Origin of the sequence: Microvirga sp. 17 mud 1-3 (genome assembly GCF_003151255.1) — a bacterium.
Taxonomy (GTDB): domain Bacteria; phylum Pseudomonadota; class Alphaproteobacteria; order Rhizobiales; family Beijerinckiaceae; genus Microvirga.
In genome coordinates this window covers 3,264,666-3,277,808 of record NZ_CP029481.1, presented here as the reverse complement: position 1 = coordinate 3,277,808, position 13,143 = coordinate 3,264,666, and the positions used below count along the sequence as shown (strand labels likewise).

The 13,143-nt window shown below is 65.5% G+C and carries 10 protein-coding genes; all 10 read right to left on the bottom strand.

What is annotated here, in order from left to right; all coding sequences use genetic code 11:
- Positions 1-10: 10 nt before the first annotated feature.
- Entirely contained in the window at positions 11-1,267 is a 1,257-nt protein-coding gene (locus C4E04_RS15475; RefSeq protein ID WP_109598751.1) for a URC4/urg3 family protein, read from the bottom strand.
- Between the two features lie 116 nt (positions 1,268-1,383).
- Positions 1,384-2,646, bottom strand: coding sequence for a GTP cyclohydrolase II (locus C4E04_RS15470; protein WP_109598749.1), 1,263 nt, complete (start codon positions 2,644-2,646; stop codon positions 1,384-1,386).
- A 161-nt stretch (positions 2,647-2,807) separates the two neighbouring features.
- On the bottom strand, positions 2,808-4,028 hold the full coding sequence (locus C4E04_RS15465) for a phosphopentomutase (protein WP_109598747.1): 1,221 nt from the start codon (positions 4,026-4,028) through the stop codon (positions 2,808-2,810).
- A 64-nt stretch (positions 4,029-4,092) separates the two neighbouring features.
- The gene (locus C4E04_RS15460) at positions 4,093-5,103 is read right to left on the bottom strand and encodes a cation diffusion facilitator family transporter (RefSeq protein WP_109598745.1); all 1,011 of its coding nucleotides are present in this window, start codon (positions 5,101-5,103) and stop codon (positions 4,093-4,095) included.
- A 5-nt stretch (positions 5,104-5,108) separates the two neighbouring features.
- Positions 5,109-6,737, bottom strand: a complete 1,629-nt coding sequence (locus C4E04_RS15455; RefSeq protein ID WP_109598743.1) for an ABC transporter ATP-binding protein — start codon at positions 6,735-6,737, stop codon at positions 5,109-5,111.
- Positions 6,734-7,900: an ABC transporter permease gene (locus tag C4E04_RS15450; RefSeq protein ID WP_109598741.1), complete on the bottom strand. Its 1,167-nt coding sequence runs from the start codon at positions 7,898-7,900 to the stop codon at positions 6,734-6,736. Before C4E04_RS15450 ends, C4E04_RS15455 begins: the two co-directional genes overlap by 4 nt.
- Before the next feature lies 1 nt (position 7,901).
- Complete coding sequence (locus tag C4E04_RS15445; protein WP_109598739.1) at positions 7,902-9,011, bottom strand: microcin C ABC transporter permease YejB; 1,110 nt, start codon at positions 9,009-9,011, stop codon at positions 7,902-7,904.
- Positions 9,011-9,406, bottom strand: coding sequence for a DUF4260 domain-containing protein (locus C4E04_RS15440; protein WP_109598737.1), 396 nt, complete (start codon positions 9,404-9,406; stop codon positions 9,011-9,013). Before C4E04_RS15440 ends, C4E04_RS15445 begins: the two co-directional genes overlap by 1 nt.
- Before the next feature lie 12 nt (positions 9,407-9,418).
- Positions 9,419-11,284, bottom strand: a complete 1,866-nt coding sequence (locus tag C4E04_RS15435) for an extracellular solute-binding protein (RefSeq protein WP_109598735.1) — start codon at positions 11,282-11,284, stop codon at positions 9,419-9,421.
- Positions 11,281-13,122, bottom strand: a complete 1,842-nt coding sequence (locus C4E04_RS21205) for an extracellular solute-binding protein (RefSeq protein ID WP_109598733.1) — start codon at positions 13,120-13,122, stop codon at positions 11,281-11,283. Before C4E04_RS21205 ends, C4E04_RS15435 begins: the two co-directional genes overlap by 4 nt.
- Positions 13,123-13,143: the final 21 nt, after the last annotated feature.

Sequence of the window (13,143 nt, the reverse complement as noted above, 5' to 3'; positions counted from 1 at the left end):
GCTGATTCATTTAAAACACCGTCCCGTCGCTGATGATGGTCAAAGGGGGCGAACCGTCGCTGCGGCGTTCCTTAGCCAATCTGCGGCCCGTCGCCCAGGTGCCGCCTTCCAGCACCTTCGCGAGCGGGAAATCATCCTGCGCCAACCCTAGCGTCCGGCGGATGGGTTCGGCAATCCGGTCGAGCAGCGCGACCGTGAGCGCGCGCCATTCCACCACAAGGGTCGAATCGACCGTATGGGCCTCGGCGGCCTCGGCGGGGTCCTTGAGGGCGATCACGCCCGTATCGAGGAAGAGGCCGCCGTTACGGTATTCCGGCAGGCCGGTCAGCCCGTCGATCTCCACCACCGTATAGCCCGCCCATTCCAACGGCTCGATGAGGGAATAGCTCAGCCACTGGGACAGCTTGTGGAACGGGATCAGGCCCTTCGTGTCGTCCGGTGCATCGACCAGCGGATGGCGCCAGGTATCGCCGAGGTCGATCCCGCCCAGCACGATCCGGGCCGGCCAGATGGGGCCGAGATAGGTCAGGACCGCCTCCAGGATGGCCGGCGCCCGGATACGTCCGTCCGGATCGGCGCCTGCCGCGATCACATCGAATAGGCCGCCCGGGCGCGAATCGTCGTGCTGGCCGAAGATGTCCGGATTGGTCGCGACCGTCCGTCCAAGGCGGTTGAGGAGCGCGGCGCGCCCGTCGAGGCCGACCAGCGGGTTGTCCGAAGAGGCCTGGAAGCCGTGGGCCAAATCCTCGGCCGTGAGGGTGAGGAGCACGTCCGCGTCGACCCGGAACGGGTCCTCGGCGCGGCTCGAGAAGGCGCCGCTCACGAACATGTCGAAACTCGCCACCGCGAGGCCCTCGGAGCGGACGAAGGTTTCGCCCGTGCGTCCCTCCTCGTAGCGCCATTGCGCACCTGCGCCCGCATCGAGCAGGACGGACATGATGGCAAGGTCGAACGCCGCGCGGGCCATCTCCCCCGCATCCGTCCAGGGGGCGCCGTGCATCACCGCACCCCAGCGCTCGTGGCCGCCCGCCGAGAAATGCCGCCAGCGGGCATGGAAGGGAACGTGGAGGGACGGATAGGCTTGACGGATCGTCTCTACCACCGCGACCGCGCAGGCCTCGAGCCGTTCCGGGTGGACGGTGAAATGCAGGAGCTGGCCCGCGAGACCCTGCTCCAGGAGCTGGTGCGAGCGCTCCCGCACCGCGGCCGCGTTCAGGAGGCTCAGGGCGGCTTTCGTTTCGGGGGACAATGGCGGTTGATCCGTCACGCAGGGCTCCGATGCTGTCCTTGAGATGTGAGAGCGATAGCACAAACAGGAGCCCGGCGGTGGCGGGCCGCCGGGCCGATTGGGAGAAAGGTTAAGACCGGCCTGCAGGCTCTTCCTCAGAAGCGCTCAAGATCGCGCCCCTTCACGTGGCTGAGAGAGGATGCATCCGGTGCGCCGTCTGGCGTGTAATACCCCGCGGCCTTTTTCGCCTCGATCTCCACCTGCGCGTCCGGAGGCACCAGCTCCGCCGGGATCGGCACGCGCTCCCCGACCTCGATGCCGGAGCCCGTGATCGCATCGTATTTCATGTTCGACATGGACATCAGCCGGTCGATGCGGCGGATGCCGAGCCAGTGAAGCACATCGGGCATGAGCTGCTGGAACCGCGCATCCTGAACGCCGGCCACGCACTCCGTCCGCTCGAAATAGGTCGAGGCGGAATCGCCGCCCTCCTGACGCTTGCGCGCATTGTAGACGAGGAACTTCGTCACCTCGCCGAGCGCTCGTCCTTCCTTCCGGTTATAGGCGATGACGCCGATGCCTCCATTCTGCGCCTCGCGCACGGCTTCTTCGATCCCGTGCACGAGATAGGGGCGACAGGTGCAGATGTCGGAGCCGAACACGTCCGATCCGTTGCATTCGTCGTGAACGCGGCAGGCGATCCGGCGCTTGGGATCGCCGAGACCTGCCACGTCGCCGATCACATAGACGGTGGTGTTGCCGATGGGCGGCAGGAAGACGCTCATGTCGGGCCGCGTCACCAGCTCCGGGAACATGCCGCCGGTCTGCTCGAAGAGCGTACGGCGCAATTCTCCCTCGGAGCAGCCGAAGCGCTCGGCGATGCCGGGCAGGTGCCAGACCGGATCGACCGCGATCTTGGTGACTGAGATGTCGCCGGAGCCATGGAGCACGCCGCCATCCGCCTCGAGCCGCTTCGCTCCCATGGCGGCGAGGATCTCGGGCATGTTGAGCCGCGCCTTGGTGATTGCGATGGTCGGCCGGATATCGACGCCGCCTGAGATCTCGTCCCGAAAAACCTGGCCCACCAGATGGCCCCAGGGATCGAGGGAGACGATCCGGCCCGGCTCGGACCATTGCGGATAGGGGCCGATCTCGGCGGTCGGATGAGTATTGTGCAGGTCCGGGCGGGCGAGCGGGTTGAGCGCGCGGGCGGAGATCGCCAGGGCCCGGTAGAGGGAATAGGACCCGCCATGGGCACCGATCACGTTGCGGTCGGCCGGGTTGGTCACGGAGGCGATGATCGGCCCTCGCTCCCGCGGATCGGCCGCGCCCCACCGGATGGGACGTCGGAGGGTGGCCGCATTCGGCTCGGGATGGGACGTCAGCCGGATATGGGTCGAACGGTTGGGCGAGTTCATGTGACCTTCCACGCAAGAACGGGAAGACTCCCCAATGACCGCTCACAGGATCGCCAGGAGAGCCTCCTTACGATCTACGGAAGACTGATCCAAAGTAACCAGGGCGTCAATGGCGGAGATCGTCGCCCCTCAGGGCCTTCCGCCCGGCCGGATTCCGGGCCTCAGACCCAGGAATCGCCCCGCCCGAGATGGCTTACGCCCAGATGGGTCAGGACGCTGGCGCCGATATCGGCGAAGCTCTCGCGCCGTCCGATGGGTCCGGCCTTCACGCCCGGCCCGAAGCAGAGGATCGGCGTGTGCTCGCGGGTATGGTCGGTGCCGCGCCAGGAAGGATCGTTGCCGTGGTCGGCCGTGACCACCACGAGATCGCCCTCGCGCAGGATCGCGGCAATCTCCGGCACGCGCCGGTCGAAGGCCTCGAGGGTGGCCGCATAGCCCGGAATGTCGCGGCGGTGGCCGAATTCGCTGTCGAAATCGACGAGATTGGCGAACACGAAACCGCCTTCCGGCAAGTACTTCATGGCGTCGATCGCGGCCGAGAGGCAGGCATCGTTGCCATGCGGCTTGATCTCCTCGCCCGTGTTGCGATGGGCGAAGATGTCGCCGATCTTGCCGACGGTCACGACGGCGCGGCCGGCCTTCGCCAGAGTGTCGAGAATGGTCTCGGAGGGCGGCGGGGTCGCGAAATCCTTGCGGTTGCCCGTGCGCCTGAATCCCGTCTCGGCAGTACCGACGAAGGGCCGGGCGATGACGCGCCCGATGCGGTACGGGTCGCAGAGCTTGCGCACCATCACGCACAGCTCGTAGAGCCGCTCCAGGCCAAAGCTCTCCTCGTGCGCGGCGATCTGCAGCACGCTGTCGACGGAGGTGTAGCAGATCGGCTTGCCGGTCCGCATGTGCTCGGGGCCGTATTCGTCGATGATCGCCGTGCCGGAGGCGTGCTTGTCGCCGAGGATGCCGGGAAGCCGGCCCTGTGCCACGATGGCGTCGGTCAGTTCCTTCGGAAAGGTCGGCTGCGTGTCCGGGAAATAGCCCCAGTCGAAATCCACCGGCACGCCCGCGATCTCCCAGTGACCCGAAGGCGTGTCCTTGCCCTTGGAGGTCTCGACGCCGTAGCCCCAGGCGCCTTTCACGGGACCTTGCGGCGCAAGGCTCGGCGGCATTCGCCCGGTCGAAGCTTCGCAGGCGAGGCCGAGGCCGAGCGCAGTGAGATGCGGCAGGTTCAGCAAACCCTGGCGCAGGCCGGAGCGATCGCCGTTTCCGGCCGCGCAGGCCTCGGCGATATGCCCGACCGTGTCGGCGCCTTCGTCGCCATAAACATGCGCATCCTCGGCGCCGCCGATGCCAACAGAATCGAGCACGATGACAAGAGCACGGGGCATGGTGGAAACCTTCAATCCGGGAAACGTAATGGGTTATGTCTTCAATCGTGGTGCGGCAGTGATCTCAGTGACGATGCCCGCCATGGTCGTGCCGGTGGTCGTGAGGTTCGGGAGCGTGGCCCTCATGATCGTGGCCGTACCCGTCGAGCTGGCATTCGGTGTCGTGATGATGGCCTTCCGGTGCCTCGATCTCGATCTGCAGGGTGGCGTGGCCGATATGGAAGCGCCGCTTCAGCTCCTGCTGGGTCTCCGCAAGGAAACGGTCGCCCGGGTGGCCTTCGGGCATGACCAGATGAACGGTCAGGGCCGTCTCGGTGGTGCTCACGGCCCACACATGCAGATGGTGCACGCGGGCCACGCCCGGCAGGGCTTTCAGCGCTTCCCGGACCTCGGGCACCGAGACACCGCTCGGGACTCCCTGGAGCGAGAGGGTGAGCGACTGGCGCAGGAGGTCCCAGGTCGTCCAGAGGATGACCACCGCGATGACGAGGCTGATCATGGGATCGAGCCAGCTCGCCCCGGTCCATAGGATGACCGCGCCCGCAATCACGACGCCGAGCGAGACGGCCGCATCCGCAACCATGTGCAGGAAGGCGCCGCGGATGTTGAGATCGCCCTTGCTGCCGCTCATGAAGAGAAAGGCCGTGAAGCCGTTCACGAGGATGCCGATGCCCGCGACCACCATGACGGTACCGGCCGCAACAGGCGTAGGCGTGATCAGGCGCTGGACTGATTCCCACGCGATGCCGCCCACGGCGATGAGCAGAAGGAGCGCATTGAAGAGCGCGGCCAGGATGGAGCTGGAGCGCAGGCCATAGGTGAAGCGCTCCGTCCGGCTGCGCTTCGCGAGCAGGGCCGCGCCCCACGCGATGGCGAGGCCGAGCACATCGCTCAAGTTATGGCCCGCATCCGACAGGAGAGCCATGGAATCCGCGAGGAACCCGTAGAGCGCCTCGATGCCCACAAAACCGAGATTGAGCGCGATGCCGATGAGAAAGGCGCGTCCGTGCCCCGTTCCATGCGCGTGGCTGTGACCGTGATGGGAATGGCCGTCGGAAGGGTGGTGCGCGCTCATGGGTCTCACTCGCGTACGGCGTGGAGAGTGTCCGCTTCCAGATTGAAGGCCGCGGCAAACAGGGCGCGGGTGTAATCCGTCTGCGGTTTGGCGAAGATCGTCTCGGCCGAGCCTTCCTCGACGACCTTGCCGTTCTGCATGACGATGACGTGGTTGGCGAGCGCCCGCACCACCTTGAGGTCGTGGCTGATGAACATGTAGGCGAGGTTGCGCCGCTTCTGGAGGTCGCGGAGCAATTCGACGATCTGCGCCTGGACCGACATGTCGAGGGCCGAGGTCGGCTCGTCGAGCATGATGAAGCGGGGCTCCAGCGCCATGGCGCGTGCAATGGCGATGCGCTGGCGCTGGCCGCCCGAGAATTCGTGCGGGTAGCGGTCCATGGTGGCGGGATCGATGCCGACATCGTGGAGTGCGCGCGCCACCACGGCGCGGCGATCCGCATAGGACAGGCCGCCCTCCTGGACGAGAAGGCCCTCCTCGACGATCTCGGCCACCGACATGCGTGGCGAGAGGGAACCGTAGGGATCCTGGAAGACGACCTGAAGGTCCTTGCGCAGGGGGCGGACCTGCCGCGAGCCGAGGCCGTCGATCCGGTTGCCGAGGAACACGACCGGCCCCTCCGACGAGACGAGGCGCAGGATGGCGAGGCCCAGCGTCGTCTTGCCCGAGCCGGATTCGCCGACGACGCCGACCGTTTCGCCCTGGCGGATGCGCACCGAGACGCCGTCCACCGCCTTCACGTGTCCCACGGTCTTGCGCAGGAAACCGCGCTTGATGGGGAACCAGACCTTGATCGGCCCGGCCTCGACCACCGTCGGGGCATCGGCCGGCACGGGATTGGCGCGGCCCCTGGGCTCCGCGGCCAGGAGCTTCTGCGTGTAGGGATGCTGCGGGTTCTCGAAGACCTCCGCGACGGTGCCATGCTCGACGATCTTGCCCTTGAGCATCACGCAGACCCGGTCGGCCACCTTGCGCACGATGCCGAGATCGTGGGTGATGAACAGCATCGCCATGTTGAGCCGGCCCTTCAGCTCCGCGAGGAGCTTGAGGATCTGCGCCTGCACGGTCACGTCGAGGGCCGTGGTTGGCTCGTCGGCAATCAGGAGATCGGGCTCGTTGGCGAGGCTCATGGCGATCATCACGCGTTGGCGCTGACCGCCCGATAGCTGGTGCGGATAGGCGCCGAGGCGGCTCTCCGCGTCGCGGATGCCGACGAGCGCGAGAAGCTCGAGGGTGCGGTCGCGGGCGGCCCTCTCGGACAGGCCCCGGTGCAGCTTCAGGATCTCGCCGACCTGCTGCTCGATGGTATGGAGCGGATTGAGCGAGGTCATCGGCTCCTGGAACACCATGGTGATGTCGTCGCCGCGCACCCGGCGCATGGCATCCTCGTCGGATGCAAGCAGATCCTGGCCCTTGAACAGGATGCGCCCCGATGGGTGCGAAGCGGACGGATAGGGCAGGAGCCTGAGGATCGACAGGGCTGAGACCGATTTGCCGGAGCCGGATTCGCCCACGAGCGCCACCGTCTCGCCCGCCTTGATGTCGAAGGAAATCCGGTCGACCGCGAGCATGTCGCGCCCGTCCTGACGGAACGCAACCGTGAGATCCTGAACGGAAAGGAGCGGCTCTGTCATTGGAACGTCTTCCGCGGATCGAAGGCGTCGCGCACGGCCTCGCCGACGAAGATGAGCAGGCTGAGCATCAGCGCGATCACGAAGAAGCCCGTGAGGCCGAGCCAGGGCGCCTGGAGATTGGCCTTGCCCTGGGCGAGCATCTCGCCGAGCGAGGGCGAGCCGGGCGGCAGGCCGAAGCCGAGAAAGTCCAGGGACGTGAGGGTCGTGATGGAGCCGTTGAGGATGAACGGCAGGAAGGTCAGCGTCGCCACCATGGCGTTGGGCAGAAGGTGCTTGAACATGATGGTGACGTTGGACAGTCCCAGCGCCCGCGCGGCGCGCACATATTCGAAGTTCCGCGCCCGCAGAAACTCGGCCCGCACCACGCCCACGAGGGAGACCCAGGAGAAGAGCAGCAGGATGCCGAGCAGCACGAAGAAGCTCGGCGTGATGATCGCCGAGATGATGATGAGCAGATAGAGAGCCGGGATCGCGGTCCAGATCTCGATGAAGCGCTGGAACAGAAGGTCGGTCCAGCCGCCGAAATAGCCCTGGACGGCGCCGGCGAGCACGCCGATCACGGACGAAATGCCCGCGAGGATCAGGCCGAACAGGACCGAGATGCGAAAGCCGTAGATCAGTCGCGCCACCACGTCGCGGCCCTGGTCGTCCGTGCCGAGCCAGTTCCACTCGATGTCCCGGCATCCGGTGCCACCGTTTCTCTCCGCGATAGGGCGGCACTGCTCATCGGTGAGCATCCAGGTGGGCGGCGCCGGGGCCGGCACCGGAAGATCGAGGTTGTGGGTGTTGTAGGAGAAGCGGACCGGCGCCCAGATCGCCCAGCCGTTCTCGTCGATCTCCTTGGCGATGACCGGATCGCGGTAATCGGTCTGTGCCAAAAACCCGCCGAACTTCTCCTCCGGGTAATCCACGAAGACCGGATAGAGCAGCTCGCCCTTGTAGGAGACGAGGAGGGGCCTGTCGTTGGCGATGAATTCCGCGAACAGGCTTAAGATGAACAGGACCATGAAGATCCAGAACGACCAGTAGCCGCGCTTGTTCGCCTTGAAGTTCTGGAAGCGCCGCCGGTTCAGCGGCGAGAGGCGGATGAAGCCTTGCCGCGGCAGAGGCGGTGCCAGGGGCGCGTTCGCGGCCGGGGAGGCGACGGGCACGTTCTCGTTCATCTCATACCTCCCGCGTCTCGAAATCGATGCGCGGGTCGATCCACGTATAGGTGAGATCCGAGATCAGGTTCACCGCAAGGCCCATGAGCGAGAAGATGTAGAGGTTCGCGAACACCACCGGATAGTCGCGGTTGACGATGGACTCGAAGGAGAGGAGGCCCAGCCCGTCGAGGGAGAAGATCGTCTCGATCAGGAGCGCGCCTGCGAAGAAGGCGCTGATGAAGGCGCCTGGAAAGCCCGCGATCACGATCAGCATGGCGTTGCGGAAAACGTGGCCGTAGAGCACCTGCCGCTCCGAGAGGCCCTTCATCCGGGCGGTCAGGACATATTGCTTGCGGATCTCGTCCAGGAAGGAGTTCTTCGTCAACAGCGTCGAGGTCGCAAAGGCGCCGAGCCCCATGGCGATGATCGGAAGGGTGATGTGCCAGAAATAATCGAGGATCTTGCCGCCGAGGGAGAGCTGCTCCCAGTTCTCCGACGTGAGACCCCGCAAGGGAAAGATCTGCCAGAACGAGCCGCCGGCAAAGAGCACGATCAGCAGGATCGCGAAGAGGAAGCCCGGAATGGCATAGCCGACGATCACGATGCCGGAGGTCCAGATATCGAAGGCCGAGCCGTCCCGCACGGCCTTGCGAATGCCGAGCGGGATCGAGATCGCGTAGGAAAGCAGGGTCATCCACAGGCCGAGGCTGACCGAGACCGGCAGCTTCTCCTTGATGAGCTGGAGCACCGAGATGTCGCGGAAATAGCTTTTGCCGAAATCGAAGCGGGCATAATCCCACAGCATCTTGAGGAAGCGTTCGGAGGCGGGCTTGTCGAAGCCGAACTGCACTTCCAGCTGCTTGATGAATTGCGGGTCCAGCCCCTGTGCGCCGCGATAGCGCGAGGACGAGGATTCACCGCCTCCACCCCCGGCGTTCTGGCCGCCCGAGAAATCGCCGCCCCCGCCGGAGATGCGCGACGTGGCGCCCGTATCCTGGCCCTGAAGCTGCGCGATGATACGCTCCACCGGTCCGCCCGGGGCGAATTGCACGATAGTGAAGGAGATCAGCATGATGCCGAGCAGGGTCGGGATCATGAGGAGGATGCGGCGCGCGATATAGGCGAGCATCAGGCGTCTTCACTCTGACGGCCGATGCGGCCGAGATGAGTGTCATTGAAGGCAGACGAGTATTTCAAGCCATATCCTAACATGCGGTCGAATCCGATATGGGCCGCCCAGATGGCGGCCAGCCCCAGCAGGAGCGGCTTTGCAATAAGCAGCCCCAATCCGGCAAGAACGGCCGGCGCAATGGTAGAATGAAGCGCATTGTAGAGGATAGCCCCCTTCCGAGGACCCGCCCAATAGCCGGCGAAGCTGATATCGGGCACGAAAAACAGGGCCGCATAGAGCCACCAGGACAATCCGGACAGGCCAAATCCCGCGGTGGCGAGCGAAAAAAGCGCCAAGCCTTCGAGACGCAGGATCAGGCGCGGCCCGCCTCTGACGGCGGCTATGCTTCGCATTGTGTGCAAGCTTCAGCCTCGTCCAATCCGCCGGGCCTTTTCGGCGTCGTACCACCAGGTCCCGGGCGCGCCGGAGCTCAGCTTCGGCTTCACGGCCGGCCGGGAGAACATGTCCCAATAGGCGAACCAGTCCGCGGGCTTGAACCACATGGGCACCCAGTACTGGCCGGCGCGCAGGACCCGGTCGAGGGCCCGGCAGGCGGTGACCAGCTCCTGGCGCGTCTTCGCCGATCCGATGACCTCGATGAGCGCATCCACGGCCGGGTTGTCGATGCCAGCGACGTTGTAGGAGCCCGGTGACCGCCCGGCCTGCGAGCCATAGACGACCCGCAAGGAATCGCCCGGGGTGGACGAGCCCGTCAGGGCACGGGAGGCGATGTCGAAATCGTAGACCTCCATCCGCCGCTGGTATTGGGCCGCATCGACGATGCGCGACTGCGCGTTGATGCCCAGGCGCTTCAGGTTGGCCTGGAAGGGCTGCACATGCGGCTGGAAGGCAGCCTGGAAGTCGAGGAACTCGATGGTGAAGGGCTGCCCGTTCGGCAGCTTGAGCACGCCGCCCTCGCGCTTACAGCCCGCCTCGCGCAGCAGTTCGTCCGCACGGCGCAGAAGGCGCCGGTCCTGGCCCGAGCCGTCGGAGACCGGGGGCATATAGGGCTCGCCGAAGACCGATGTCGGCAGCTCCTTCCGGAACGGTTCGAGAAGAGCGACCTCCTCGGGCGAGGGCAGGCCGACCGCCTTCATCTCGGAATTTTCGAAATAGGAGGTCAGGCGCTCGTAAGACCCGTACATGATGTTGGCGTTGGTCCACTCGAAATCGAACGCAAGCCCGATCGCTTCACGGATCCGCGGGTCCTTGAAGGCTTCACGGCGGGTGTTGAAGTACCAGCCCTGGATGGAGGACGGAGCCTCGTTGGGGATCTCCTCCTTCTTGACGCGACCTTCCTTAAGGGCAGGAAAATCGTAGCCGGTGGCCCATGTGCGGGACGTGAACTCCTCGTTGAAGTTCAGGGTCCCGTTCTTGAAGGCCTCGAAGGCGACGATCCTGTCGCGGAAATATTCGTAGCGGATCCGGTCGAAATTGTTCTGCCCGACATTCACCGGCAGGTCCTTGGCCCAGTAATCCGGAACGCGCTCGAACTCGATGAAGCGGCCCTGCTCGAAATGGCCGACCTTGTAGGGGCCCGACCCGAGGGGCGCCTCGAGGGTGGAGGCCTCGAAGTCACGGCCCTGCCACCAGGCCTGCGAGAAGATCGGCATTCCGGCGATCACCAGATGCAGGTCGCGGCTCCGCTTGGGCGAAAGCCGGACGAGGAGCACGTCATCGCCCTCCGCCTCGGCGCTCTCCAGCTGCGTCAGGAGAAGCCTGAAGGTGGGGTGGCCCTTTTCCTTGAGGATGTTGAGCGAGAAGGCCGCGTCATTGGCGGTCAGGCGCGAGCCGTCATGGAACCGCGCCTCCGGGCGCAGCAGGAAGCGATAGGTCGATTTGTCGTCGGAGATGCGCACCGCCCGCGCCACGAGGCCGTACAGAGCGTCGGGCTCATCCCCGGAACCCGCCATCAGACTGTCGAAGGTCGCGGACATCCCGGCGGCGCCATCTCCCTTCAGGACGAAGACGTTGAGGGTGTTGAAGGTGTCGAAGTTCTGGTTGCCGACCGCCTGCCGGATCTGGATCGCCAGGGAGCCGCCCTTGGGCGCCTGCGGGTTCACATAGTCGAAATGCTTGAAATCCGGCCCGTATTTGAGGTCGCCGAAGCTGGACAGGCCGTGGACCTCGCCGGAGGTCGCTTCCTGCGCGAGGGCCGTACCGGCACGGCTGCCGAGGAGGGCGGCCGCGGCGCTGCCGAGAAGGACGGTGCGGCGGGTGGGCCGGGTCATCGCGCTGCTCCCGTCTTGGCGGCCTTGGCGGTGTCGTACCACCAGATCGTCGGGAAGCCGGCGGCGCCGTAGCGCGGCATGGTCTCTGGATGGCTGAAGCGGTCCCAGCGGGCGGTCCGCTGCTTCCGGTAGGTCCATTGCGGAACCACATAATCGTGAGCCAGCAGCACCCGGTCGAGGGCCTTCGTGGCCGCCACCAAGTCGTCCCGGTCCGTGGCGTAGATCACCTTGTCGATCAGGGCATCAACCCCCGGATCGCTGATCCCAGCCAGATTGCGGGAGCCTTCCCGTCCGGCCGCCTGGGAGCCCCAGAATTCGCGCTGTTCGTTGCCGGGCGAGAGGCTTTGGCCCCAGATGCCCGAAATGATGTCGAAATCGAACGACCGGGTCCGGTTCACGTATTGCACGTCATCGACGATCCGGACGCTCGTAACAATGCCGAGACGGTCGAGGGAGGCCTTGTAGGGCAGGTAGACCCGCTCGTCGTTCTGGCTGCTGCCGAGGAGCTCGACGGTCAGCACCTCGCCCTTGGCGTTCACACGGCGGCGGTCCTTGAGCTCCCAGCCCGCTTCGCGCAGCAGGCGGTCCGCCTCGCGCAGGTTGGCGCGCACGGTCTCGGGCGTATCGCCGACCGGGTTCTTGTAGGGCGTCGTGAAGACCTGAGGCGGAACCTTGTCCTTCACGGATTCCAGAATCTCCCGCTCCCGGCCCTCGGGCAGGCCCGAGGAGGCGAGCTCGAGCCCGTAGAAATAGCTCGAGATGCGCTCATACTGTCCAGAGAAGATCGTCTTGTTGATCTCCTCGAACGGGAAGGCGAGATTGAAGGCGCGCCGGACCCGGGGATCCTTGAACTTGTCACGCCGCAGGTTGAGCACGAAGGCCTGCATCACGCCGGAAGCCCGGATCGGGAATTCCTCCAGGACGACGCGGCCCTGCTGGCGGGCCGGGAAATCATAGCCGGTCGCCCAGTTCCGGGCGCTGTTCTCGGTCCGGAAGTCGATCCGATCACCCTTGAAGGCTTCGAGGAGCACCGTGGCGTCGCGGTAATATTCGTAGCGGACCTCGTCGAAATTATATTGCCCGACATTCACGTTCAGGGTCTCGCCCCAGTAGTCCTTCACGCGCTCGTAGGTGGCGTTGCGTCCGGCCTCGAAACTCTTGATCCGGTAAGGTCCGGAGCCCAAAGGCGGCTCCAGGCTCGTCTGGGTCACGTCGCGCTTGCGCCCGTCGGGACCCGTGCCCTCCCACCAGTGCTTGGGCAGGACGAGGAGCTGGCCCATGATCTGGGGCAGTTCCCGGTTGCCCTTCTGGTCGAACGTGAACGTCACCTCCCGGTCGTCGGTCTTCTCGGCCTTGACCACGTTCTTGTAATAGAAGGCATAGGTGGGGCTGTTCGCCTTCAGGACCTCGAAGGAATAGATCACGTCATCGGCCGTGACGGGCTTGCCGTCCTGCCACCGGGCCTCGGGGCGCAGGCGGAACGAGACGGACGAATAATCCTCCGGATACGAAAAAGCCTCGGCCAGGAGCCCATAGGAGGCGCTCGGCTCGTCGAGCGAGGGGGTGACCAGGGTCTCGTAGACGAGGCCGAGGCCCTGCTCGGGCGCGCCCTTCACGCCTGCCACGACGATGTTGAAGCTGTCGAAGGTCCCTTGAGCGCCGAAGCGGACGAGGCCGCCCTTGGGCGCCTGCGGGTTCACATAGTCGAAGTGCTTGAAACCGGCCGGATATTTCGGCTCGCCGAGCAGGGCCGACCCATGGCGCCAGGGCGTTTCCTGCGCTGCGACGGTCGAGAAGGCCAGGCAGGCGAGGAGGCTCAGCAGGGTGGGGCGGATCACAAGGCACTCCTGAACGTGAGG

Excerpts from the sequence above, each read along its gene's own strand:
- C4E04_RS15470 (WP_109598749.1), bottom strand. The coding sequence starts at position 2,646 with ATGAACTCGCCCAACCGTTCGACCCATATCCGGCTGACGTCCCATCCC.
- C4E04_RS15465 (WP_109598747.1), bottom strand. The coding sequence starts at position 4,028 with ATGCCCCGTGCTCTTGTCATCGTGCTCGATTCTGTTGGCATCGGCGGC.
- C4E04_RS15460 (WP_109598745.1), bottom strand. The coding sequence starts at position 5,103 with ATGAGCGCGCACCACCCTTCCGACGGCCATTCCCATCACGGTCACAGC.
- C4E04_RS15455 (WP_109598743.1), bottom strand. The coding sequence starts at position 6,737 with ATGACAGAGCCGCTCCTTTCCGTTCAGGATCTCACGGTTGCGTTCCGT.
- C4E04_RS15450 (WP_109598741.1), bottom strand. The coding sequence starts at position 7,900 with ATGAACGAGAACGTGCCCGTCGCCTCCCCGGCCGCGAACGCGCCCCTG.
- C4E04_RS15445 (WP_109598739.1), bottom strand. The coding sequence starts at position 9,011 with ATGCTCGCCTATATCGCGCGCCGCATCCTCCTCATGATCCCGACCCTG.
- C4E04_RS15440 (WP_109598737.1), bottom strand. The coding sequence starts at position 9,406 with ATGCGAAGCATAGCCGCCGTCAGAGGCGGGCCGCGCCTGATCCTGCGT.
- C4E04_RS15435 (WP_109598735.1), bottom strand. The coding sequence starts at position 11,284 with ATGACCCGGCCCACCCGCCGCACCGTCCTTCTCGGCAGCGCCGCGGCC.